Here is a 23,944-nt window from a genome sequence, read left to right on the forward strand (position 1 = left end):
GCTGGTGGCGACGGTTTCCTCCCGCAGCCTAGGCCCGGTCTTCGACGGGGCGCGGGATCCTCCGTCGGCAACGCATCATGTCCCGTCCGGCGTCCCGGAAGCCCGGGACCGGTGTCCCAGTCCACTCGGGAAAATCCGTCACGTCTGCCTACGGTCCGGTACCCGACCGGATTCCGGACGGCTACCCGACCGGCGGAGGAGGTTCGGCGTCTGTTCCGGGTCGGCGGAGCGTCCGCCCGCGTGCCCTGCGGGCGCTCGATATCCGCTCGATGCCCGGACGATACGCCGTGGCGGCACTCTCGTCGGCGGTGCCGGTCGCCACTCACCACGGCCGGCAGTTCACCAACCGCCAGATGGGGAGACGCATGACGCCCGAGTCATCGGTCATCGCGAGCCGGACCTCCGGCCGCGTCGTGCCGCCGCGCGGGCAGTTCCATGTCCCGGCGGCCGACGCGGCGCGCTCCGGGCGGCGCGAGCCGGCCGACCTCGTCACTCCCCTGCTGGACCGGCTCTGCCTCGCGGGCTGGACCGTCCGGCAGCGGGGCGGACGCACCCTGGTCGCCCCGGCGGTGCCGGTCAACCGGGTGCAGGGGTGGAAGCTGCACGTGTCGGCAACGCCACGGAACGCGGCGGAGGTCCTTGCCGCCTGCGTGCCGGTACTGGTCGAGACCACTACCGCGTTCGGCTTCGTCGCCACCGCGGCGGGCCTCGCGGCACTGAACGGCCCACGGGCGTCGCGGGCAGGGTCCGGGAAGTTCCTGACCGGGTACCCGGCGAGCGACGAGATGTTCCGGGAGCTGGCGAAGCGGCTCGACGAGGCGACGGTGGGGATGGTGGGGCCGGCCGTCCTCTCGGACCGGCCGTACCGGTTGGGCGGGGTGGTGCATTACCGGTACGGCGCCTTCTCCGGCATCGGGGTGCTGGACAACGACGGGCGGTACCGGCGTTGTCTGGTCGATCCGGACGGCCACCTGGTCGAGGACCGGTGCGAGCCGGGGGCCCCGCCCCCGGCCTGGGTCGAACCACCGTTCGGCCCGCTGCCGGAGCGGTCGGAGCCGGCGCAGTTCATGGCGGCGGTCGGTCCGACCGGACTGAGCGGACTGAGCGGACTGAGCGGACTGAGCGGGCTGAGCGGGCTGAGCGGGCTGAGCGGACTGAGCGTGGGGAGCGGTCTGGGCGGGCTGAGCGGTCCAGGCGGGCTGAGTGGCTCCGGTGGGGTGGCCGTGCCCGATGGGGTGACCCTGCATGGCGGGGTGGCCATGCGTGGTGGGGTGACCGTGCCAGGTCGGTCGGTCGCGCCGATGCAGGTCTTGGGGACGTCCGCCGCCGATCCGGTCGCCGGGTCGACGGGGACGGCCGGGTCCGCGGGGGGCGGACCGGGGGGCCCGGCCGGGCCGGGGGGACCTGATCGGCCGGGGGGCTCGGCCGATCCAGGGGGCCCGGCCGGGTCGGGGGGACCTGCGGGACCGGGGGGTACCGCAGGTTCGAGGGGCCGGGTGGGATCGGGGGGTACGGCCGGGTCGGGGGGCCTGGCAGGTCCGGCGGGGGCGGTCGGGTCAACGGGGGCGGTCGGGTCGACAGTGTCGTGGGGGCCTGTCGACCCGACCGGACCCGCCGGGGTCCTGATCGGTGGCAGGTACGCGGTGAGCGGTGCCATCCGGCAGGCGAACAAGGGCGGCGTCTACCGGGCACGTGACCTGCGTACCGGCGTCGCGGTGCTGATCAAGGAGGCGCGACCGTACGTCGGCGCCGACGCCCATGACCGGGATGTTCGCGACCTGCTCGGGCACGAGGCACGGGTGCTGCGGCACCTGCTTCCGCTCGGCGTCACGCCCCGGCCGTTGCGCGAGTTCGTACACGGTGACCACCGGTTCCTCGTCGAGGAACTGCTGCCGGGCCGTCCACTCCACGCCGATGCCCCCGCCCCGGACCCCGTGACGGCCGGTCGCGATCGACCGGCCTGGTACGACATTCTGGACCGGCTGGCCCGACTGCTCCGGTCGGTACATTCCGTCGGGGTGGTGCTCCGGGACCTGGCGCCGGAGAACGTGCTGCTGTTGCCGGACGGGGAACTCCGGCTGGTCGACCTGGAGCTGGCGGCGCTGCGCACCGGTGGACCGGACGACTGGTCCTGTCTCGACATCCGGTGTTCCGGCTCGGCCGGGTTCGTCGCTCCCGAGCAGTGGCGGGACGTGCCGCCGGATCCGACGGCCGACCTGTTCAGCCTCGGCGTGGTGGCGCTGTGGCTGGCCGGACGGGTCTCTCCGGCCGGCCTCGAAGGGCCGCCGGTACGGCCACCGGAGGAGTGGGTGGGTGAACTGCTGGAACCGTTCCTCGGTGGACTGCCCGTGCCGGCGCCGTTGCACCGGATCGCCACCGGTCTGCTGCGTTCGGAGCCGGCCGCCCGGATCGGCCTGGACGAGGTGATCACGCTCTGCGCCGAGGCGTCCCGCCAGGCGAGCGCGTCCCGCCAGGCGAGCGCGTCTGGACAGGTGGGCGGGTCTGGACAGGTGGGCGCGTCTGGACAGGTGGGCGCGTCTGGACAGGATGCGGCACAGGGCACCGACTCCGACCCCGGGACCGGCGGCGGCCGAGGTGACTCCGACTCCGGGCCCGGGCCGGTGGCCCCTCCGGAGGCGCGGGCACTGCCGGAGCCGGCCTGGCGAGGGCTGGTCGAGGAGCTCGTGGCCCGGCTCGGTGCGGCACCCGAGCCGGGCCACGCCTTCGCGCCTGGCGGCCGGCCCGATGCCGGCGCGGTCCGCCGTACGCCCCTGATCGGCAACGGCCGGTATGCCCGGCACGGCCGTGTTGGCCGCCAGCCGTACCGGCCGATCTGGCGGCCGACCGGGCCGGACCGGCAGGTTGATCCCGACCGTGACTGCGCCGGCGTCGCCCGCTCGGTAGGGGCGCTGACCCGCCTGCTGGTAGCCGAGAAGCAGCTCGATGTCGCCGCCGCGGCGACCGGCCGCCGGCCCGGGCGCCCCGGCGGAACGGCACGGGTGCTGGAAGTCCTGCTGGACCGGCTGCTGTACTCCGTCGACCGGGACCAGCAGCGGCTGCCCGGACTCTCCGCCGGCTGCGCCGCAGCCGTCTGGGCGCTCTGTGACGCCGGGCGGCTGCTCGGCCGGCCGTACCTCCTGGACCGGGCCGTGGAGCTGGCACTCCGGTTGCCGGTGCGCTGGCCGGACCCGGGGCTCGGGCACGGTGTCGCGGGCCTCGGCACCGGGCTGTTGCACCTGTGGCAGCAGACCTACCTACCGGCGCTGCGGGACAGGGTGACGGCGGCCGCCGGGCACCTGCTCGACACCGTCGACCCGGGCGGCGAGATGCTGTGGACGGTCGATCCCTCGTTCGAGTCCGTACGCGCCGGTCAGCGCTCGTACGACCTCGGGCACGGCACCGCCGGGATCGGTGGGTTCCTGCTCGCCGCCGGACAGTTGCTCGGCCGGAGGGATCTGACCGCCGCCGCCGTACGCTGCGCGGAGACCCTCCTGGACGCGGCCCGGTACGTCGACGACGCCGCTCGCTGGCCACACCCGCGCTCCGACGCCGCGCCGCAGTGGCCAGCCCGCTCGGACGACCCGGCCGGGATCGGCTCCTTCCTCTGCCGCGCGTACCTGCACACCGGCGACGTCCGGTACCGGGATGCCGCGGTGGCTGCGGCCCGGACGGTGACTCGCGGCGGGTGGAGCCGGTACAGCGGCCCCGGTCCGGCGGACGAGGTCTGGCGGGACGGATACGGGCCCGGTGACGGCGCGGGACCGGCCGGTGACGGCGAGTTTCTGCTCGACCTCGTCCGCGCCACCGGCGACCCCAGGTACGCCGGCTGGGCCGAGGCGGTCGCCGCGAGGTACTGGGCGACCGGTGGGGCCGGCACGAGCACCTCGGCGACGGTGCTGTCCCGGTCGATGCTCACGGGCGGGCGGTGGGCCCGGTCGGAACCGTCGTGGGACGGCCCGGAACCGTCGTGGGACGGGTCGGCACCGTCGTTCACCGGTGTTCCCGATCCGGCCGGGCAACTGGCGTTCCTGGTCCGGCTGCGCGTCGGTGGCCCCCGGCTCTTCCACCCCGATCCGGAGCGCCTGCCGGTCCAGCCGGGTGCCGGTCCGGGCGGCCGGTCGCTGTAGACCGATTCCCGGGACTGGACTGAACCCATCCAGGCCCGAACCGCCACTCAGGAGCTACGACACGCACGAACCTGCTGGTGGTCGTCGGGAAGGTCGTTCGGTTACGGCGGCTGCCGGGCTGCTGAGAGGACCTCCGCTGGTTGTCCGGCCGTCAGGGCCTGCGGTCCCAGAGCCTGCGGTCCGAGAGCCTGCGGTCCGAGAGCCTGTGCTCCCAGGGCACGGGGTCCCAGGGCCTGCGGTGCTCGCGGGGCCGGCACAGGGCGCGGCGTGGGATGGCCGCCACCCGTCCGGCGCGCTGGCGCCTCCGGCTGGTCGCTGGGACAGCGACTCGGAACCACGCGCGGTGCGACGCCGATCCGCCGGACGATGCCCCGCAGGGTCCCTCCCATCCTCGGCGGCGCGGACCCGTCGGTCCCGCGCCGGGCAACGTCGCGCTCACCGGGCGGATTGGTGCGGGCCCCGGCGGCCGGCGCGGGCCGTGCACCCGCCAGTTCCAGAGGCGTCCCGGTCGAGGCGGCCGTCCGGGCTGGCGCGGCGCAGGTCCCGGCTGGCTCGATGCGCGCCCCGACCGGCTCGGTGCGCAGGTTGGCCGGATTGGCCGGGGCCGCCGCCGGACCGCCGCTCCGGGGCTGGCCGGCCAGCCACCCGACCGTCGCACAGGCCGCGGCCCGGTCCGGATCGTCCAGCTCGTCGAAGAGCCGCCGGGCGTTACGGGCCGCCGTCCAGGCAGCCGCCGTCTCGGCCCCGGAGAGCAGCAGGAGGGCGTTGCTGAGCGAGAGCAGAGCCTGCGGGAGTCCGGCGCCGCTCCGGCCGTGGCCGGCGGCGCCACGGCCGGTGGCCGACCGGTCGGGCACGGCCGCGCGCCCGTGTTCGAGGGCACGCTGCCACAGTTCGACCAGCCCACGCAGGTACAGGAAGTTCGTCGGCGCCACGGCGAGCCGCCAGGCCAGTTCGGTGTCGCCGACCCGGGCGGCCTGGCCGGCGGCACCGACCACCAGGTGCCGTTCGGCGGTGAGCCAACCGAGCGGGTCCGCGTCGACGGCGTGCAGGACGTCGGTGTCCGGCCCGTACCCCGGCGGCAGGCCGAGTGCGCCCGCCGGAAAGAGCTGTTCGGGCAGTTGCCTGTCGGCCCGCAGCGCCAGGTCGAGCAGCCACCAGTACGCCCGCCGGTGCGCGGTCGCCCGCAGCGGCGGCGGATCGTCGGAGTCGACCCGCTCCCGCGCGTAGAGCCGGACCAGCTCGGGCACCCGGTATCGGGGCAGTCCGGTGCGGCGGTCCGGCACGGGATGCACGAGTCCGGCCTCCACCAGGTCGGCGAGGGCCCGTTCGGCGATGCTCCGGTCGCTGTCCAGCAGCGGGACGGCCAGCCAGCCGGGGAACTCGGCCACCGGCAGCGTGCCGACACGCCGGAGCAGGGTCGCCGGAGCAGGGTTGAGCCCCAGGTACGTGTGAAGCAGCCCTCGCCGTACGTCCCGATCGCCGTCGGCGAGCCGGTCCAGCCGGTGCACCCCGTCGGACAGCCGCTCGACGGTCTGTGCCAGCGACCGGTCCGCTCCTGTCGCGAGCCGGTTTCCGGCGACCCGGATCGCCAGCGGGAGCCGGTCGCAGAGCTGCACCACCCGGTGCGCGGCCGGAAGGTCGCCGGCCACCCCTTCGGGCGCGATGGCGTCCAGCAGCCGTACCGCCGGCTCGACCGGCAACACGTCGAGCGCGACCAGGTGGGCGCCGTCCAGACCGGCGAGCGGACGCCGCGCGGTGACCAACGCCGCCGAGGCTGCTCCGGTGGGCAGCAGCGGTCGTACCTGGGCTGCCTCGACCGCACCGTCGAGCAGCACCAGGAGCCGCCGTCCCGCCACCATCGACCGGTACAGGTCGCGCCGCTCGGTGCGCCCGCTCGGAACCGCTCCCTCGGCTACCCCGAGGGCGGTCAGAAAGGCACCGAGCACGTCGTGCGGATCCACCGGTACCCCGTCTCCGGCGACGAGGTCGGCGTAGAGGCAGCCGTCCGGATGAGTCCTGTCGAGGTCCCGGCCGGCCCGGATCGCCAGCGTGGTCTTGCCGATTCCGGGCCGACCGTGCACGACCACCACGGCCGGCCCGGACCGGTCGGCGTCGCTGTCGAGGAGGCACCGGATCCGGGACAGTTCCGGCTCCCGCCCGACGAAGTCCGCTACCGCGGGCGGCAGTTGCCGGGGCGTCGCCGGAAGATCCGTGGCCGGTTGCGCGGCCGTGGTGTCCTGGCCGCTCGGGCGACGGCGGGCCGGGCCACCCGGTTGCCCACCGGGGCGCCGGGGAATCCCGCCCGGTCGGCGCTGCGGCCGGCCCGCCATCCGACGGCGGGCGGGTGGGCCGCCCGGTCGCCGCCCCGGCCGATTCGACTCGGCGCCTCCGGAACGCGGCTCCGCGTCTGCGGGCCGGGGCTCGGCGCCTCCGGGACGCGGCTCGGCGTGTGCCGGTCGGGGCTCGGCACCTCCGGGCTGCGATCCGGCATCTCCCGGCTGCGATCCGGCGCCGTCCGGCCGGGATTCGGTGTCATCCGCGCGGTGGCGGAGCGTCACCGTCGGTGGGTGGACTGCCGCCGGTGCGTCGAGTGCTGCCGGTGCGTCGAGCGCTGCCGCCGGTGCGTCGAGCGCCGGATCGCGGTTGAGGATCCGGCGGTGCAGCGCAGCGAGCCTCGGACCCGGCTCGATGCCGACCTCGTCGGCCAACCGCTGCCGGAAGCCCTGGTAGCTCGCCAGCGCCTCGGTCACCCGACCGCACCGGTAGAGCGCGAGCACCAGCCTCTCGCGGAACCGCTCGTTGAACGGGTCGCCGCTGATCAGCCCTACCAGTTCGGTGACCAGGTCGGCGTGCCGGCCGAGGGCGAGTTCCAGGTCGATGCAGCGGGCCTGGATCGCGGCCCGCCGCTCGGCGAGCAGGGTCGCGGCCGTCCCGACCAGCCCCTCGCCCATTCCGGCCAGCGCGGGTCCCCGCCACAGCCCGAGCGCGGACCTGAACGACGCGACGGCTTCGGCGGGCCGGCCGGCGGCGACCGCCCGCTCCGCCTCGACGACGTGCTGTTCGAACAGGAGCGCGTCGACCTCGCCGGCCGTCACGACGAGCCGGTAGCCGGCCGTCTCGGTGAACACCACCGGCCGGGGCGCACCGGCCCGGAGGAGCAGTCGACGCAGCTGGGACACGACGATGGAGAGCTGTGAGCGGGCCGTCGACGGGGCGTGCCAGCCCCACACCGCCTCGATCAGGCGGTCGGTCGGCACCGTCCGGTTCGCCTCCAGGAGCAGGGTCGCGAGCAGGGTCGACACCCGCGCGCTCCGGATCCGAAGTGGAGCACCGGCAACCTCGACCGACAGGGGACCCAGGATCTCGAACCGCATACTCGTCTCCGTCGCGTCGCCGCGCGACAGCCGTACGACTGCCTGAGGCCGAGCCTGGTCGAGCCGCCGGGGCGGAGCCAGGGACAGCTGACCCGGGCGGCCGGGAGGATCGCCCGAAACGCCGGGCGACCGCCGGCAGCGCCGGGCGACGGAACGGGCCCGGGGTGCGGAACGGCTCACGGACGGCCGGGTTGACGCTCAGCGGAAGGCCAGGTTGACCAGTACGGTCAGCGCGATCGAGCCGAGTATCGAGATCAGGATCATCAGCAGGCAGCCCGGCCCACCGCCGAGCGGGCGGACGTCGACCCGACCGATCCGCATCGTGATCAGAGCTCGCGGAGCCGGGGGAGCAGTTCGCGTTCGGCCCAGTCCAGGAACACCGGCTGGCTGTCGACTCCGACCTGTATGACCGCCACGTCGGTGAAGCCGGCGTCGACGTACTTCTGGAACGCCGCGACGTGTGCCTCCAGGTCCGGTCCACAGGGCACGGTCTGCTCGATGTCCTCGGGTCGGACGGTCTCGGTGGCGCTGACGAAGGACTCCGGGCCGGGCAGTTCCGCCTTGACCGACCAGTTCAGGGTGGCCCACCGCCACTGGTCGTGCACCGTCTTGCGGCAGTCGTCCGCGTCCGGGCCGTAGCAGATCGCCGCCTGTCCGTACCGCGGCTTGCCGGCGCCGCCGCGCTCGTCGTACATCTTGACCACGCTCGCGTCCGGGTTGTCGACGACGAGCGCGTCGGCGTACTCGGTGACGAGGTCGACCGAGTGCGGCCCGGAGGCCGCCAGGGCGATCGGGACCGGCGTGGCCGGCCGGTCCCAGAGGTACGCCTCGGGCACCTCGAAGTGGTTGCCCGAGTAGGAGAGGTTGTCCCCGTCGAGCAGTGGGCGGATGATCTGCAGTGCCTCCTCCAGCATCTCGTGTCGCTGGTGGACGTAGGGCCAGGCACCCACGACGTGCTCGTTGAGATTCTCCCCGGCCCCGAGCGAGAGGGTGAACCGGCCGTCGGACATGACCCCGATCGTCGCCGCCTTCTGCGCCACCACGGCCGGGTGGTAGCGGCGGATGGGGCAGGTCACAAAGGTCATCAACTTCACCCGCGAGGTGGCGTGGGCGACCGCGCCAAGCACCGACCAGGCGTACGGCGAGTGGCCCTGCGAGGCCAGCCAGGGGTAGTAGTGGTCGGAGATGACCAGATAGTCGAAGCCGGCCTGCTCTGCGCGGATCGCCTGGTCGACCAGTTCCTTGGGTCCGGTCTGTTCACACATCAGCGTGTAGCCCACCCCGACCATGCCGACCTCCTCCGTCGTCCGGTTTCCGTTGTCTACCCCGCCTGGCGACCCTCAACCCGGTCCCCAATACAGTGATGTCCTTGACTATCTGTCAACTGTGGCGGTAGGTTCTCTTAACCGGTTAAGGATCACCGGTGTTTCATCCTTGTGGTGGGGATGACGGCGCCCGTGGCGGTCGTTCACGCGCTGCCCGGGCGTCGCCCTCCGTCCGGTCCTTCCGCCCGGGTCGGCGGCCGTATTACCGTGACCGACCATGGCGATCTCTCGACGGCTCGGCGCCGTACTCGTGGCGGCGACCGTCACGGTCACCATCGGTGCGGCTCCCGCGACGGCCGGCACCGGCCGGGCGCAGGATCCGACCGGTGCCGGCGGCCACGGCGGTGTCGGAGGTGGCGGCGCGGGTCACGGGGGTGTCGGCGGGGGTCACGGGGGTGCCGGCGCGCCCGGCGCACCGGGCGTCGGTGACGGTTACTTCCCGGCCGCCGGCAACGGCGGCTACGACGCCCTCCACTACGGTCTCGAGATCCGGTACGAGCCGACCACCCGGGCCTTCGCCGGGGTCGCCACGATCAGTGCCCGGGCCACCGACCGGCTCTCCCGGTTCAACCTGGACCTGCGCGGCTTCGAGGTGCGCTCGGTGACCGTCGACGGGCGTCCCGCACGCTACGACCGGGACGGCCAGGAGTTGCGGATCACACCGAGGTACGGCCTGCGCCGGGGCGAGCGGTTCACGGTGGTGGTCCGGTACGACGGCACCACCGGCCGGCCGACCGACATCGAGGGCGCCCTCTACGGCTGGGTCTCCACCCCGGACGGCTCGTTCGTGGCGAACGAGCCGGAGGGCGCCTCCACCTGGTACCCGGTCAACGACCACCCCACCGACAAGGCCAGCTACGACTTCCGGATCACGGTGCCGGCCGGCAGGACGGCGGTCGCCAACGGCGAACTGGTGGGCCGGTGGACCAGTCGCGGCTGGACGACCTTCGCCTGGCGGGCCCGCGACCCGATGGCCAGCTACCTCTCGACCGCCTCGGTCGGCGACTACGACCTGCGCCGCAGCACCGGGCCGCGCGGCCTGCCCATCATCGACGCCGTCGACCGGGACCTCGGCCCGGAGGCCGCCGACGGGCTGGCCCGGACGGCCGAGATGATCGAGTACTTCACCGAGCTCTTCGGCCGCTACCCGTTCACGTCCTACGGCGCGATCGTCGACGACGACACCGACGCCGGCTACGCCCTGGAAACGCAGACCCGGCCGATCTACTCCGGTCCACCCCGCGAGTCCACCGTGGCGCACGAGCTCGCCCACCAGTGGTACGGCAACAGCGTCAGTCCGGTGCGCTGGCAGGAGATCTGGCTGAACGAGGGCTTCGCCAGCTACGCCGAGTGGCTGTGGGAGGAGCACACCGGCGGGCGTACCGCGCAGGCGCGGTTCGACACGAACTACGCCCGGCCGGAGACGGCCGGCTTCTGGAACCCGCCGCCGGGTGACCCGGGGGCCGACAACCTCTTCGCCGGCTCGGTCTACATCAAGGGTGCGATGACGCTGCACGCGCTGCGTACGACGATCGGCGACCGGGCGTTCTTCACCCTGCTCCGCACCTGGTACGCGGCGAACCGCGACGACACGGCGAGCACGGCCGACTTCGTCCGGCTCGCCGAGAAGATCAGCCGGCGCCAACTCGACGCGTTCTTCCGGACCTGGCTCTACACGCCGGGCAAGCCGGCCGCCTGGTGACGGCGCGTGAGTGGTCCCCGCCGGGGTCGGTGCCGGGGGTGGGGCCGGAGGAGACTACTTAACCGGTTGCGTTGGCCGATCCATCGGCCTACCCTGATCCGTGCGTCCCAGGGAGTCGGGCGGTAACCGTCGGGCTGCGGTCACCGATCCCTTGCTTCTGCCCCCGTTCGGGGCTTCTCCCTGAGGTAGGTCATGAGAAGACGAATCTACGCCGCCGGATCGGCGCTGCTCGCGCTGCTGGTCTCCGCCGTCGTCACGCTCGTCGTGGCAGCTTCGCCGGCCCAGGCGGCCGCCGGGTTCACGGTCAGCGGCGGGCGGCTGCTCGACGCCAACGGCAACCAGTTCATCATGCGCGGCGTCAGCCACCCGCACGCCTGGTACGCCAGCCAAACCGGTTCATTCGCGAACATCAAGTCACTCGGCGCCAACACGGTGCGGGTGGTGCTGAGCAGTGGCGCCCGGTGGACCCAGAACAGCGCCAGCGACGTCGCCAACGTCATCTCGCTCTGCAAGGCGAACCGGCTGATCTGCGTCCTGGAGGTGCACGACACCACCGGGTACGGCGAAGAGGGTGCCGCGATCACCCTGGACCAGGCGGTGAGCTACTGGATCAGCATCCAGGGCGCGCTGACCGGCCAGGAGAACTACGTCATCCTCAACATCGGCAACGAGCCGTTCGGCAACAACGAGAGCGTCAGCGCCACCTGGCCGGCGGCGACCCGCAATGCGATCACCCGGCTGCGCAACGCCGGCTTCGACCACACCATCATGGTCGACGCGCCGATGTGGGGCCAGGACTGGCGCTTCATCATGCGGGACAACGCGCAGTCGGTCTTCAACTCCGACCCGGACCGGAACACGGTCTTCTCGATCCACATGTACGGCGTCTTCGACACCGCCGCCGAGATCACCGACTACCTCGGCCGGTTCCGCAGCGCCAACCTGCCGATCGTGGTGGGCGAGTTCGGCCACGACCACTCGGACGGCAACCCGGACGAGGACACCATCATGTCGTACACCCAGCAGAACGGGATCGGCTACATCGGCTGGTCGTGGAGTGGCAACGGCGGTGGCGTCGAGTACCTCGACATGGTGACCAACTTCAACGTCAACCAGCTCACCTCCTGGGGGCAGCGGATCTTCAACGGCGCCAACGGGATCCGCCAGACCGCCCGGGAGGCGACCGTCTACGGCGGAGTGAACCCGCCGACGACGCGGCCCCCGACGACTCCGCCGACGACGCGGCCCCCGACGACTCCGCCGACGACGCGGCCCCCGACCACCCCGCCGACGACCCGGCCGCCGACGACTCCGCCGCCCGGCGCCCGGGGCTGCACCGCCAGCTACGCCGTCAGCGGCCAGTGGCAGGGCGGCTTCCAGGGTGAGGTCCGGGTCACCGCCGGCAGCGCGGCGATCAGCGGCTGGACCGTGACCTGGAGCTACGCCAACGGGCAGCAGATCAACCAGGCATGGAACGCCACGGTCAGCAGCAGCGGGTCGAACGTGACCGCCCGGAACGTCTCCTACAACGGCAACCTCGGTGCCGGAGCCAGCACGGCGTTCGGGTTCCTCGGAACGTGGAACGGCACCAACAGCTCCCCGGCACTGACCTGCACCGGCAGTTGACCCCGGCAACCGTGCCGGCCGGCTGACTCCCGCCACACCGGCAGGCCGGACCTGCGCCCGGTGGCCGGGCCCGCCCACGCGGGTCCGGCCGCCGGGCTCCGGACGATCAGACGCCGTCCTGCCGCGGAATCAGACGCCGTCCTGCCGCAGCCGGGGCAGCAGCTCGGTGGCGACCTCCGCGAGCACCGCCTCGCTGCCGGCGTACCAGCTCGACTCGCGCGGCCAGTGCGTCACGACATCGGTGAAGCCGAGCGCGGCGGCGCGGGCGACGGCCTCGGCGAAGTACTCGACGCTGGAGAGCGAGAAGACCGGCGCGGAGTCGAGCGAGAGATAGCGGTCGAGGGTGCCGGGATCGCGGCCCTCGGCGGAGAGGGCCTTGTCCATCCGGGCCGCCAGCCCGGCCACCGAGCGCCACCACGCGTCGAGGTCGTCGCCGTCCGGGATGCCGGTGGTCACCCAACCGCGGCCGTACCGGGCGGCGAGCCGCAGCGAACGTGGCCCGTTCGCGGCGACCACGAACGGCACCCGGGGTGCCTGCACGCAGCCCGGGGTGCTCCGGGCGTCGACCGCCGCGTAGTGGTCCCCGCGCCAGGTGACGCGCTCCTGCCGGAGCAGCAGGTCCAGCAGCTCGGTGAACTCGGTGAACCGGTCCGCCCGTCGCCGGGGCGACAGCGCCTCGCCGCCGAGGACGGCCGAGTCGAACCCGGCCCCGCCGGCGCCGATCCCGAGCAGCACCCGGCCGGCCGTGACATCGTCCAGCGCGGTGATCTGGCGGGCGAAGTGCACCGGATGCCGGAAGTTGGGCGACGCGACGAGGGTGCCCAACCTGATCCGCGAGGTGACCATCCCGGCCGCGGTCAGGGTCCCCATCGCGTCGAACCACGGGCCGTCGACGAGGTCCCGCCACCCCAGGTGGTCGTAGGTCCAGGCGTGGTCGAACCCCCACTCCTCCGCCTGCCGCCACCGGCGCTCGGCCTCGGACCAGCGGCGGTCGGGAAGGATGACGATGCCGATGCGCATGATCGTCAGCCTAGTCCGGCAGATCACCCCGGCGCCGGGGCAGCGCCGCAGCGGCGCGGATCACCCGAATCGGTGACGGGCCAATGCTCTCAGCCACCTCACAGCTACGGTTAATAGGGTCACCGGAGTGGCGTGCGGATCCATCGTGGAAGATGCACGCCGGACACCACGGCAACGTCCGCCGTAAACAGGAGTATCTCTATGGTCTTCAAGAAGATGTTGAGCGCCCTCGGCGTCGGCGGTCCGAGCGTCGACACCGTGCTGGCCAATCCGAACACCCGGCCCGGCCTGGTGCTCGACGGGCAGGTCAATCTGCGCGGCGGAGATGCGGCGGCCGACATCGAGCAGGTCACCGTCGCGCTGGTCACCCGGGTCGAGATGGAGGGTGGTGACAGCGAGTACGCCGGCACCATGGAGTTCTACCGGCTGCCGGTGAGCGGTGCGATGCGGCTGGAAGCCAAGCAGGAGCTCACGATCCCGTTCCAGCTCCCGGTCCCCTGGGAGACCCCGATCACCGACGTCTACGGTCAGCGCCTGCGCGGGATGACGATGGGCCTGCGTACCGAGCTGGCGGTGGCCCGGGCGGTGGACAAGGGCGACCTGGACGCCATCGCCGTGCACCCGCTGCCGGTGCACGAGAAGATCCTGGAGGCGTTCGCCCAGCTCGGCTTCCAGTTCAAGAGCGCGGACCTGGAACGCGGGCACATCTACGGCGTGCAGCAGACGCTGCCGTTCTACCAGGAGATCGAGTTCTACGCGGCCCCGCAGTACGCGCACGCGATCCGCGAGGTCGAACTCACCTTCGTCACCAACCAGCACGGCGTGGACGTCATCATCGAGTGCGACAAGCGCGGCGGGATGTTCAGCGGCGGGCACGACACGGTCGGCCGGTACACGGCCGAGCACGTCGGCGTCGAGCAGGTCGACTGGCGGCAGCGGGTCGAGGGCTGGCTGGCGCAGACGGTGGAGAGCTACGGCCGGTACGCCGCGCAGCACCACGGGCACCCCGGCAAGCAGGGGCACCACGGCGGGCACGGCATGGGTGGCATGGTCGCCGGTGCCGCGCTCGGGCTGGCCGGGGGCATGATCGCCGGCGAGATGCTGGAGGACGCCTTCGAGGGCGACTTCGGCGAGGAGTGAGCCTCGGGGAAGGCGAGGCACGTCCCCGCGGCCACGCCCGTCCCGGCGGAGACGACAGAGAAGGGTCGCGGTCCCCGCCGCTTCCGGCGGGGACCGCGACCCCCGTGGCAAGGTCACCACTGCTCTGGACCTCGACCGGGCCCTGCTCCGGGGCGGGCGCGGCCGAGCGTCGTCACCGTCTTCCGTGTCGCCAGGCGTTGCCCAGCTTCGCCAGACCACGGCTACCCAGGTAGGCGATGGTCATCAGGGTGATGAAGAACCAGGCCTGCTGTGCCCGGAACGGGTCGACGCCGGCGGCGTCCCTACCGACCAGGTCCGCGGCCAGCAGCGTGAAGCCGACCGCCGCCAGATAGATGTAGAACTCGGTGCTCAGCCAGGCGGGCTTGGTCTCGTTACCGGGATTCCGCCGTACCGGCTCGTCCATCCGGCGCTGCATCTCCGCCAACGTCTGCTGTATCTGCTGGTTGGAGATGTTCTGGGCACCCATCTCCCGGGTCGGTGCCGACTGCATGTCCGTCACCTGCTGGCCCATCGGCTGCCTGGACGGGGTCTGCGTACTCATCTTTTCCTCCTCGGATTCGATGAGATCTCTTCCGACCGCCCCCGGTCACGGCGCGCTGCCGCACCGGCGGCACCCGCTGGCTACCCGACCCGATGACCCACAAACGCCGCCCCCACGACCCTCGCCGCGCCTGCCACGACCCGCAGTCGTGCGCGACGGAGACGTCGTCACCTGTACGTCAGAGGCGTTATGTCGGCGGGATAACGCCTCTGACGTACAGGTGACCGGTCGCAAGCGGATGGGCGGCGTCGGATGGGCGCGCAGGCGGGGCAGCTTGACAGCGCCGTAGCAGGAGGGGCCGGGGCGCGGTCGGATTCCCTGCCGGCATCCGGGGTGCGGCCGGTGGTGTTTGCCGACCCGGGCACCGGGGACACCCCGGACGACGACGAGTCGGGCGAGGTGATGGACGTGCGCGCCGAGGACGGACGGCGGAAGTCGGCACGGCGGACCGAGGACCGGATCGGGCCCGGGAAGTACGGTCCCGGCGCGGTCGACGAGGTCACCCTGCCGGTGGACGAGGGGCGCGAGGCGCACGAACGCGACATCGAGGACCCGGCGGACCGGGCGCGGGACGCGGACGTGCTGCGGGACGGTGGCCCGACCCGGAACCGGGGGGTGAGCACCACCACCGGAACCGGACGGCGCGCCGGCCCGGCGAACGCACGCCGGCAACCCCGCCGGCCGGGCGGAAAGGTCGCACCGACCACCACCGGGGACGCGACCACCGGCGGGATCAACCCGTCGGCCGCGGGGTCGACAAGTGACGCGTCCGGACAGGCACGCCAGATAGGCAACTTCACCGACACGTAGCGCCGCCCGCGACCCCGCTCGTCAGTCGGTGCGGAGGATGCCCAACCGTTGGGTGGCGCGGGTGAGCGCGACGTAGAGGTCGTTGCGCCCGCGCGGTGACTCCGCGACGATCCGGTCCGGATCGACCACCAGCACCGAGTCGAACTCCAGCCCCTTCGCCTGGGCGACGGTCAGCAGCACCACCGGGCTCTCCAGCGCCGGGTCGTCGCCGAGTGCCACCTCGGGCTCCGCCTCGGTGGCCGCCCGGCCCAGCTCGTCGACGAGCCCGGCCGGCACGATCACGCCGAGCCGGCCGGCGCCGACCGCCGCGGCCCCGCCGCGGATCGCCTCGACGAGCCGCCCGGCCAGCTCACCGGTGCCGACCCGCAGGTCCCACGGCTGGACGCCGGTGTCGCGTACGGCGCGGGGCGGGGTGAGCATCGGGTCGATCTCCGCCAGCACCTTGGCGGCGACCGCCAGGATCTCCGACGGCGTACGGTAGCTCACCGTCAACTCCTCCAGCCGCCACCGCTCGCCGACGTACGGCTCCAGCACCGGCGACCAGGAGGAGGCGCCGGCCAGCGACCCGGTCTGGGCCACGTCCCCGACGATGGTCATCGACCGGCTGGGGCAGCGGCGCATCAGCAGCCGCCACGCCATCGGGGAGAGCTCCTGCGCCTCGTCCACGATCACATGCCCGAAGGCCCAGCTCCGGTCCGCCGCCGCCCGCTCGGCCGTGGTCAACTGCTCCCCGTCGGCCTGCCGCTCGGCCAGCCGGTCGGCGACGAGCAGGTCGGTGACGCGCAGGAACTCGTCCTCCTCGTCCTCGAAGTCGACCGACCTGGAACCGGCGGCGATCTCGAGGACGCCCTCGGCGTACTCGATCTCGGCCCGGCGCTGCCGTTCGGCGCGGGCCTGCGCCGCACGGTCGTCCTCACCGAGCAGTTCCGCCGCCTCGTCCAGCAGCGGTATGTCGGCCGGGCTCCAGCCGCCGCGCGGCTCGCGCCGCAGCGCCGCCCGTTCGGCCGCACCGAGATTCGTCGCCGCGACCGCGAGCCGCCGCTCGGAGGCGAAGAGCCCGGCCACCACCTGCTGCGGGGTGAGCACCGGCCAGAGCCAGTCCAGCACCGCCCGCACCTCCGGCTCGGTCCGCAGCTCGCGCCGGAACTCGGCGAGGTCGGCCTCGTCGAGCAGGTTCTCCCCGCCCAGCGGGTCGGCGCCGAGCCGCTGGGCGAGCTGGTCGGCGAGGGCGTGGACGATCTCGATGTCGAAGAGCGGCCGGGCGAGGTTGTGCGGCCGGCCCGAGCGGCGTACCCGCTCCCGGGCGGCGGCGACGGTGGCGGGCTCCAGCAGCAGGGTGTCCCGCTCGATGTTGATCTCGATCGGCTCGTCCGGCACCCGCTGCCGGTCCCGTACGGCGGCGGCCAGCACCTCGACCATGTCGAGCCGGCCCTTCAGCTCGGCCAGCCCGGCCGGCTCGGAGCGGGTCGCGGTGACCCCCGGGAAGAGTTCACCGGCGGTACGCAGCAGCACGCCGGTCTCGGCGAGCGTCGGCAGCACCTGCGAGATGTAGCGCAGGAACGTCGCGTTCGGACCGACGAGCAGCACACCACGGGTGGAGAGGATCTGCCGGTGCGTGTAGAGCAGGTACGCGGCCCGGTGCAGCGCCACCGCCGTCTTGCCGGTGCCCGGCCCGCCCTGCACCACCAGTACGCCGTCCAGGTCGGCCCGGATCACCTGGTCCTGCTCGGCCTGGATGGTCTGGACGATGTCCGTCATCCGGCCGGTACGGCTGGCGTTGACCGCGGCGAGCAGCGCCGCCTCGCCGGTCAGCCCGCCCTGGTCGCCGGCCTCCCCGGCGTCGCTCAGGTCGAGCACCTCGTCGTCGAGGCCGACCACCTCGCGGTCCCGGGTCCGGATGTGCCGCCGTCGGCGTACGCCGTCCGGCGCGGCGGCGGTGGCGAGATAGAACGGCCGGGCCGCCGGGGTGCGCCAGTCCAGCAGCACCGGCTCGTGTTCGCCGCTGTCGTCGAAGAGGCCGATCCGGCCGACGTAGAACCGGGTGCCGTCGTCGAGGTCGAGCCGGCCGAAGCAGAGGCCCTGCTCCACCGCGCCGAGCCGGTCGACCTGGTCGGCATACATCCGGACCGTGCCGTCGCGTTGCGAGCGTTCCTGCTGGGTGCCGCCGACGTTGCGCAGCGCGTCGCGGAGCCGCCGGCCGGCCTGGGCGCGCAGGTCGTCGAGGCGCCCGTAGAGCATGGAGACGTACCGCTGTTCGCCGGGGATGGCGTCGACCGACTCGCCGAGACTCTGGCGGCGCTCGCCGCCGAGACTCCGGTCGCGCGAAACACCGGATTGTTTTGACAAACCGTCTCCCCATTGCTATTCTCAGCGCAGAACGGCATTTCGCCGTTCTTTTTTGTTTCCCTGAACTGAGAAACGATAGCGCGTTTCCGCGCCGGCAACCATCGGGCGCGCCGCCGCTCAGATCGGTCAGACTCGATTGCGGGGAGATGGGCGGGACGCTGTCGGCTGGGTGACACGAGTCCGGGGTGACACGAGTCCGGGGTGACACGAGTCCGGGGTGACACGAGTCCGGGCGTAATTGTCCGGGGCGACACGGTCGCGTCCGGCCGGGCGTGCCGGCCGGACGCGACGCTCACCCTGCGACCCTGTCCTGCGCCCTGTCAGCCGCGGATCTGGCCGCCACCGTTCATCTGGTGCTCTGCGCGACCTCGTAGAGGCGTTCCGGTGTCACCGGGCCGACCAGTACCCGGCCGTCGTCGGTGAGCAGGGCGGTGAAGAGACTGCCGCTGAGGATCCGGCCCGCACCCCACTCGCCGCTCACCTCGGGCAGGCCGCCCAGCAGGCCGCGTGCCAGATCGGCGCCGGTGTCACCGGTCTCCGGCCCGGGGGTGGCGGCGAGCTGCGGGACCTTCGCCACCAGTACGCTCAGCCATCCGCTGCCGACCACCGTCGGCCGTTCCAGTTCCGCCGGCAGCGCCGGCCGGCCCGCCGGGTGGGAGTCCTCGGCCTCGGTCACCACCGTGCCGGGCGGCGGATTGAAAACGAACTGGGCCGGGTCGGGACGTGCGAAGTCGACCTGGGTGAACGCCACCTCGAAGGCCGGCTTGCTGGTGCTCCGGGGCACCACCTGGAAGCGCAGCGGCACGTGCTCGGCGGCGTCGATCGCGATGGTGATCTGGCCCACCAGCGAGGCCGATTCGCGGGGTTCGAGCACCAGCTCGTACGCGTCCCGGCCGGCGACCGTGGCGGAGCGGCCGACGCTGACCCGGGTACTCGGCGCGACCGCCGCCAGGGCCTGCTCGGCGGCCTCCTGCGGCGTCGTCGGGAGCTGACCGGTCGGACGGGACGAGCCGTCCAGCGTGCGGTGCTCGGCCTGCTCCGCCTGGCTGTCCCAGACCCAGACATCTCTGCCGTTGCGGATGACGTCGGTCTCACCGAGGGTGCCGAGCAGCGCGACCCGGGTCTGGTCCGGGCCGGCGTGCCAGACCCGCAGCGTGTGCGTGCCCGAGACCAGCGAGGCGAGTTCGGCGTTGCCCTGGCCGCCGAGCCCCGGCAGGCTCGGCAGCCCGAGATCGGCCCGCTTGATCACGGTGCCGGAGAGGCCGTCCAGGTGGGCGGTCTGCAGGTCGACGAGGAGCTGGGCGGCGCTGCGCTCGGGCAGGTTCGGCGCGGCGGCCGAGGCAAAGGTGCCGATCGCCGCACCCCCGCCCAGAATCGCCAGGGCGGCCCCACTCGGGACCAGCCACCGCAACGCGGGCCGGGTCTGGAAGATAGACATGTTCGTACCTCCTGGCATCCATCCTGCGCCCCACCCACTGTGAAACCCCTGAGAAGTGCTGTGGGCTCACTCAGCCGGGTGTGGTTGCGGGCGGTGGGGGATGGCACGCTTGTCCGGTGCGGTTGCTGGTGGTGGAGGACGAGGCACGGCTGGCCACGGCCCTGCAGCGCGGCCTGCGGGCCGAGGGGTTCGTCGTCGACGTGGCCGGCACCGGCCCGGAAGGGCTCGACCTGGCCCGACACGGCGGATACGACGCGATGATCCTGGACGTGATGCTGCCCGGACTCTCCGGCTACCGCGTGGTACGCCAGCTGCGGGCCGAACGGCACTGGCTGCCCGTCCTGATGCTCTCCGCCAAGGACGGCGAGTACGACCAGGCCGACGGACTGGACTGCGGTGCCGACGACTACCTGACCAAACCCTTTTCGTACGTGGTGCTGCTGGCCCGGCTGCGCGCCCTGCTCCGTCGCGGGGCGCCGCGCCGGCCGGTGGTGCTGGTCGCCGGCGACCTGAGCCTCGATCCGGCCCGCCGCCGGGTGACCAGGGACGGTGCGGAGATCGAGTTGACCGCGCGGGAGTACGCCCTGCTGGAGTACCTGCTGCGCCGGGTCGGCGAGGTGGTCTCCAAGACGGAGCTGCTGGACCACGTCTGGGACGCCTCCCTGCAGACCGCGCCGAACGCCGTCGAGGTCTATGTCGGCTACCTGCGCCGCAAGATCGGTCGGGATCGGCTGGAGACGGTCCGGGGAGCCGGCTACCGGCTGGTGACATGAACCGCCCGGCGCGGCGACCCCGGCGGCTCAGCCGGTCCGGGCGGCGCGGCTGGCCGTTCGACCGGTTCTGGCCGTTCGACCGGTTCTGGCCGTTCGACCGGTTCTGGCGGCGCGGCCGGTTCTGGCGACTCGGCTGGCGGCGACCGTGGCTGACGCTGAGCCTGCGCGCCCGGCTCACCATCATCAGCGCGGCGGGTCTCGCGGTCGGGCTCGCCGTCGGCGGGCTGGTGCTGATCGTCGCGCTCGGCTACGCGTTGCAGCGCACCGTGGACACCGAGGCGCTGAAGACCGCCGAGGCGGTGGCCCGGCTGGCCGGCCAGAACGCGCTGCCGGATCCGCTGCCGGTGGCCGGCGGCCAGGTACGGGTCCAGGTGCTCGACCGGCAGGGCCGGATCCGCGCCGCCTCGATCGACGCCGACCGGCTGGTCCCGATGCTCTACCCCGACGAGCTGCGGCAGTTCCGGGCGGGGGAGCGGGACCGCTTCTACCTGCCCGGACGGCGCCTCGGCCTGGACGGCCCGATCCGGGTCGTCGCGGTGCCCGCCGGCCCGGCCGTCGACCCGCAGACGGTGCTGGTGGCCAAGTCCACCGCCGACGTGCGGCACAGCGTGACCGTGGTCCGTACCATCCTGCTGATCAGCTTTCCGCTGCTGCTGGTCGCGCTGGCCGCGGTCGCCTGGCGGGTGATCGGCGCCGCCCTGCGCCCGGTGGAGACGCTCCGGGCCGGTGCCGAGGAGATCACCGGCGGAGCCCGACCGGGGAGGTTGCCGCTGCCCGCCTCGCACGACGAGATCCACCGGTTGGCGGTGACCCTCAACGGAATGCTGGCCCGGCTGGAGTCGGCCCGGGTCCGGCAGCGCGCGTTCGTCGCCGACGCCGCGCACGAGTTGCGCAGCCCGCTGGCCAACCTGCGGACCCAGCTCGAGGTGGCGCAGCGGCTCGGTCCGGCGACCGACTGGCCGGCAGTCGCCGAGGACCTGCTGGCCGACACCTTTCGGCTCGGCCGGCTCGTCGACGACCTGCTGCTGCTCGCCCGCCTGGACGAGGCGGGCGCCCGGCCGCCCCGGGCAGCCGAACCGGTCGAGCTGGGAGAGTTGCTGGTCGAGGTCGCCGAGCGGTTTCCGTCGCCGCTGCTGCGGCTGGTGCCACCCGGAGAGCCGCGCTGGGTCCGGGCCGAGCCGGACGCGCTGGCCCGGATCCTGGGCAACCTGCTCGACAACGCGCTCCGGCACGCCAACGGCGAAGTGGTGCTGGCGTCCGCCCACACCGGCGACACGGTGCTGCCGGCCGCGCACGCCGGCAGCGACGTGGTGCCGGCGGCAGCACCGGGCGGGTCGACCGACGTGTCGACCGACGTGTCGACCGGCGTGTCGACCGGCGGGGCGCGGCACACCGCTGGGGCGTACCACCTGGTGACCGTGACCGACGACGGGCCGGGCATCCCGGCCGCGGAGCGGGACCGGGTCTTCGACCGGTTCACCCGGCTCGACGACGCGCGGACCCGGGACGCGGGCGGCGCCGGCCTCGGCCTGGCCATCGTCCGGGAACTGGTACGCCGCCAGGGCGGCACGGTGACCCTCGGCGACGCCGGCCCGGGGCTGAGGGTCGAGGTGCGCCTGCCGGCCGCCGGGCATCCGCCCGTTCAGCGGGCGGCAGGCGACCCGCCGGGCCGGTCGGTACAGACCGGCTCGGCCTCGCCGACCACCTCCGGCGAGTAGACGACCGCGACGGAGAAACAGAAGTCGCCCCGCTCGTCCAGCCCGTAGACGACGTATCCGGTGGAGCCCGCCGGCAGCTCCTGGAACGGCCGAAGCTGCTGGCCGGCCCGCCCGCCCGCCAGCACCACCGGGCCGGGCGCGCCGGTCGGATAGCGCCAGCCCAGCGTCACACTGCTGCGGTTGTCGTCCAGGGTCACCGAGCCGGGTGGGGTGCCGGGGGAGGCGGGCGGCGGGGTGGCCGGAGCGGCGGCCGGGGCACTGGTCGGCGGCCCGGGTGCCGGCGGCGCAGGCTCGTCGTCGTCACCGCTCAGCCCGAAGCCCAGCGCCACCACGGCCGTGCCGAGCAGGACCAACACCACCAGCCCGGCGACGACGAACAGCGGGTTCCAGCGGGCGGCCGGCCGGGGACGGTGGATCCGTACCGGCAACCGGGACGACCGGGGCTCGGGCAGGTTCCGGGCCTGCGCCGATCCGCCGGCACCTGCGGCGAGGGCGACGGTCCCGCTCCCGGTGTCGGTCCCGCTCCCACTCCGGGCACCCGGAGGTTCCTGGTGCACCCGCTCGGCGAGTGGGGCGGATCCGGTCCGGGTCTCCGGTCGCCACCGCTCCGCGGCCAGGGCGGCGCTCCGCGCTCCGGCTCCGGCGGCCTCCTCGCCGTCCGGGCTGCGCCGGGCCACGTCCGGCGGCCACCAGCCGTGCTCCGGGTCGTTGTCCGGGCCGGTGCCAGGACCGTCGTCGGTTCGGGCGCCGGGCGGACCGGAGGCGGATTCCAGCCGCCACCGATCCGTCGCCGTCCGGGGTGGCGGGACCGCCGGGCCGGCCGGGGCCGGGGTGGCCCAGCGGGGCGGCGGCTCGACCAGTGGCGCGGGAGGCAGCCGGGGCGGCGGCACCTGCGGAGCGTCCGTACCACCCACGGTCGACCGGGGCGGTGGCGGTGGGCGGCGCAGCGGTGGCGGCTCGTCGCGCGGTGGCAGCTCGATGTCCGGCGGATGTTCCGCACCATACGGGGAGCCGCCCAGCGAACCGTCGGCATACCGCTCGTGAAGCTGCGGCTCGTGGAACTCCGGCTCGTGGAACTCCGGCTCGTGGAGCTGCGGCTCGTGGAGCTGCGGCTCGTGGAGCTGCGGTGGTGGCTCGGGCCAACGGGGCGGCGGCTCGTGCTGGTGGGGCGGCGGCTCGTGCTCGTGGGATGGCGGCTCGTCGTACGGCGGCTCCGGTCCGGCGTCGGTGCAGACGTGGTCGGGATCGGCCGTGGCCCGGGCGAGCGTACCGACCTGGGCCGCCAGTGGATGGTGGGCCGACAGGTGCTCCCGGCACAGCTCCTCGGCCAGGGCCAGGTGCTCGTGCGCCCGGGTGAAGAGTCCACAGTCGCGCTCCATCGCACCGAGCCGGGCGAGCATCCGGATCCCGCCGGGATGCCCGTCGCCGTAGACCTCCCGGTGCAACTCCCAGGCGTCCTCGAGGCGGTTGCGGGCCAGCGTGCATTCGCCCTGCGCGTACTCGACGGTGGCCAGGTCGGCGTGTGCGGCGAGCACCCGCAGCGATTCCGGGCCGTCCGTCGCGGTGAGTTCGATGATCACGTCTCGGTAGAGCCGGGCGGCCCGGGCATGACTGCCGACCCGGTGCAGTACGGCGGCGAGGGTGGCGGCGCTGGCCACCGTACGCGCGTCGGCCGGGCCGAACAGCCGGGTGCTCGCCGAGTAGGCGAACGCCGCCCAGCCCCGGGCCGCATGCGGATCGCCGAGCGAGACGAGCACCCGGGCCTGGAGGCCGGCCGCCTCGGTCAGTTCCTCGGAGGCGTGCCCGGGGCTCGGGTCGGCACCGTCCAGTGGCGGACCCAGCAGATTCCGGGCCCCGGTCAGGTCACCGGCTGCCACGAGCGCGTTCGCCTGCCGGATGAGTTCACCGAAGCCGGAAGCCACGCCCCATCGTGCTCGCCCGGCGACGTTAAGTACAAGAGGGCAGGTGGCGGCAGTTTGGTCA

General features: G+C 73.6%; 15 protein-coding genes. 7 read left to right on the top strand and 8 right to left on the bottom strand.

Annotation, left to right across the window (positions count from 1 at the left end; all coding sequences use genetic code 11):
• Nucleotides 1–269: 269 nt before the first annotated feature.
• A complete protein-coding gene (locus ACN27G_RS07805) occupies nt 270–4,127 on the top strand; it encodes a protein kinase domain-containing protein (RefSeq protein WP_421492103.1) in 3,858 nt (1,285 codons plus the stop codon).
• A gap of 101 nt (nt 4,128–4,228) precedes the next feature.
• On the opposite strand, the gene ACN27G_RS07810 is transcribed toward ACN27G_RS07805, so the two are convergent.
• From ACN27G_RS07810 to ACN27G_RS07820, 3 genes are all read right to left on the bottom strand, one after another.
• On the bottom strand, nt 4,229–7,501 hold the full coding sequence (locus tag ACN27G_RS07810; protein ID WP_421492104.1) for a BTAD domain-containing putative transcriptional regulator: 3,273 nt from the start codon (nt 7,499–7,501) through the stop codon (nt 4,229–4,231).
• Between the two features lie 198 nt (nt 7,502–7,699).
• Nucleotides 7,700–7,822 (bottom strand): hypothetical protein, encoded by a 123-nt coding sequence (locus tag ACN27G_RS07815; protein WP_421492105.1) that lies wholly within the window; start codon nt 7,820–7,822, stop codon nt 7,700–7,702.
• A gap of 5 nt (nt 7,823–7,827) precedes the next feature.
• Nucleotides 7,828–8,790, bottom strand: a complete 963-nt coding sequence (locus ACN27G_RS07820) for a TIGR03557 family F420-dependent LLM class oxidoreductase (protein WP_421492106.1) — start codon at nt 8,788–8,790, stop codon at nt 7,828–7,830.
• A gap of 253 nt (nt 8,791–9,043) precedes the next feature.
• Here ACN27G_RS07820 and ACN27G_RS07825 point away from each other — a divergent pair, with 253 nt between their 5' ends.
• Nucleotides 9,044–10,528 (top strand): M1 family metallopeptidase, encoded by a 1,485-nt coding sequence (locus ACN27G_RS07825; RefSeq protein ID WP_421492107.1) that lies wholly within the window; start codon nt 9,044–9,046, stop codon nt 10,526–10,528.
• Between the two features lie 192 nt (nt 10,529–10,720).
• Entirely contained in the window at nt 10,721–12,154 is a 1,434-nt protein-coding gene (locus tag ACN27G_RS07830; RefSeq protein WP_421490711.1) for a cellulase family glycosylhydrolase, read from the top strand.
• A 129-nt stretch (nt 12,155–12,283) separates the two neighbouring features.
• Here ACN27G_RS07830 and ACN27G_RS07835 read toward each other — a convergent pair whose 3' ends face one another.
• The gene (locus ACN27G_RS07835) at nt 12,284–13,174 is read right to left on the bottom strand and encodes an LLM class flavin-dependent oxidoreductase (RefSeq protein ID WP_421490710.1); all 891 of its coding nucleotides are present in this window, start codon (nt 13,172–13,174) and stop codon (nt 12,284–12,286) included.
• Nucleotides 13,175–13,375: 201 nt separating this feature from the next.
• Here ACN27G_RS07835 and ACN27G_RS07840 point away from each other — a divergent pair, with 201 nt between their 5' ends.
• Complete coding sequence (locus ACN27G_RS07840) at nt 13,376–14,314, top strand: sporulation protein (RefSeq protein ID WP_421490709.1); 939 nt, start codon at nt 13,376–13,378, stop codon at nt 14,312–14,314.
• A 172-nt stretch (nt 14,315–14,486) separates the two neighbouring features.
• Here the strand turns inward: ACN27G_RS07840 and ACN27G_RS07845 are convergent, their stop codons facing one another.
• Nucleotides 14,487–14,876, bottom strand: coding sequence for a hypothetical protein (locus ACN27G_RS07845; RefSeq protein WP_421490708.1), 390 nt, complete (start codon nt 14,874–14,876; stop codon nt 14,487–14,489).
• A 408-nt stretch (nt 14,877–15,284) separates the two neighbouring features.
• On the opposite strand from ACN27G_RS07845, the gene ACN27G_RS07850 reads away from it, so the two are divergent.
• On the top strand, nt 15,285–15,686 hold the full coding sequence (locus tag ACN27G_RS07850) for a hypothetical protein (protein ID WP_421490721.1): 402 nt from the start codon (nt 15,285–15,287) through the stop codon (nt 15,684–15,686).
• Nucleotides 15,687–15,707: 21 nt separating this feature from the next.
• Here the strand turns inward: ACN27G_RS07850 and ACN27G_RS07855 are convergent, their stop codons facing one another.
• Nucleotides 15,708–17,924 carry a HelD family protein gene (locus ACN27G_RS07855; RefSeq protein ID WP_421490720.1) on the bottom strand — a complete coding sequence of 739 codons (2,217 nt, stop codon included), beginning with the start codon at nt 17,922–17,924 and terminating at the stop codon, nt 15,708–15,710.
• Nucleotides 17,925–18,378: 454 nt separating this feature from the next.
• On the bottom strand, nt 18,379–19,470 hold the full coding sequence (locus ACN27G_RS07860) for a LolA family protein (RefSeq protein ID WP_421492108.1): 1,092 nt from the start codon (nt 19,468–19,470) through the stop codon (nt 18,379–18,381).
• A gap of 116 nt (nt 19,471–19,586) precedes the next feature.
• Here ACN27G_RS07860 and ACN27G_RS07865 point away from each other — a divergent pair, with 116 nt between their 5' ends.
• A complete protein-coding gene (locus ACN27G_RS07865) occupies nt 19,587–20,243 on the top strand; it encodes a response regulator transcription factor (protein WP_421492109.1) in 657 nt (218 codons plus the stop codon).
• Entirely contained in the window at nt 20,240–21,961 is a 1,722-nt protein-coding gene (locus ACN27G_RS07870) for a sensor histidine kinase (protein ID WP_421492110.1), read from the top strand. The genes ACN27G_RS07865 and ACN27G_RS07870 overlap by 4 nt, the downstream gene beginning before the upstream one ends.
• Here ACN27G_RS07870 and ACN27G_RS07875 read toward each other — a convergent pair.
• The gene (locus tag ACN27G_RS07875) at nt 21,886–23,883 is read right to left on the bottom strand and encodes a tetratricopeptide repeat protein (RefSeq protein ID WP_421492111.1); all 1,998 of its coding nucleotides are present in this window, start codon (nt 23,881–23,883) and stop codon (nt 21,886–21,888) included. The genes ACN27G_RS07870 and ACN27G_RS07875 overlap by 76 nt on opposite strands.
• Nucleotides 23,884–23,944 lie beyond the last annotated feature (61 nt).

Source organism: Plantactinospora sp. WMMB334, assembly GCF_049179095.1.
Lineage (GTDB): Bacteria > Actinomycetota > Actinomycetes > Mycobacteriales > Micromonosporaceae > Plantactinospora.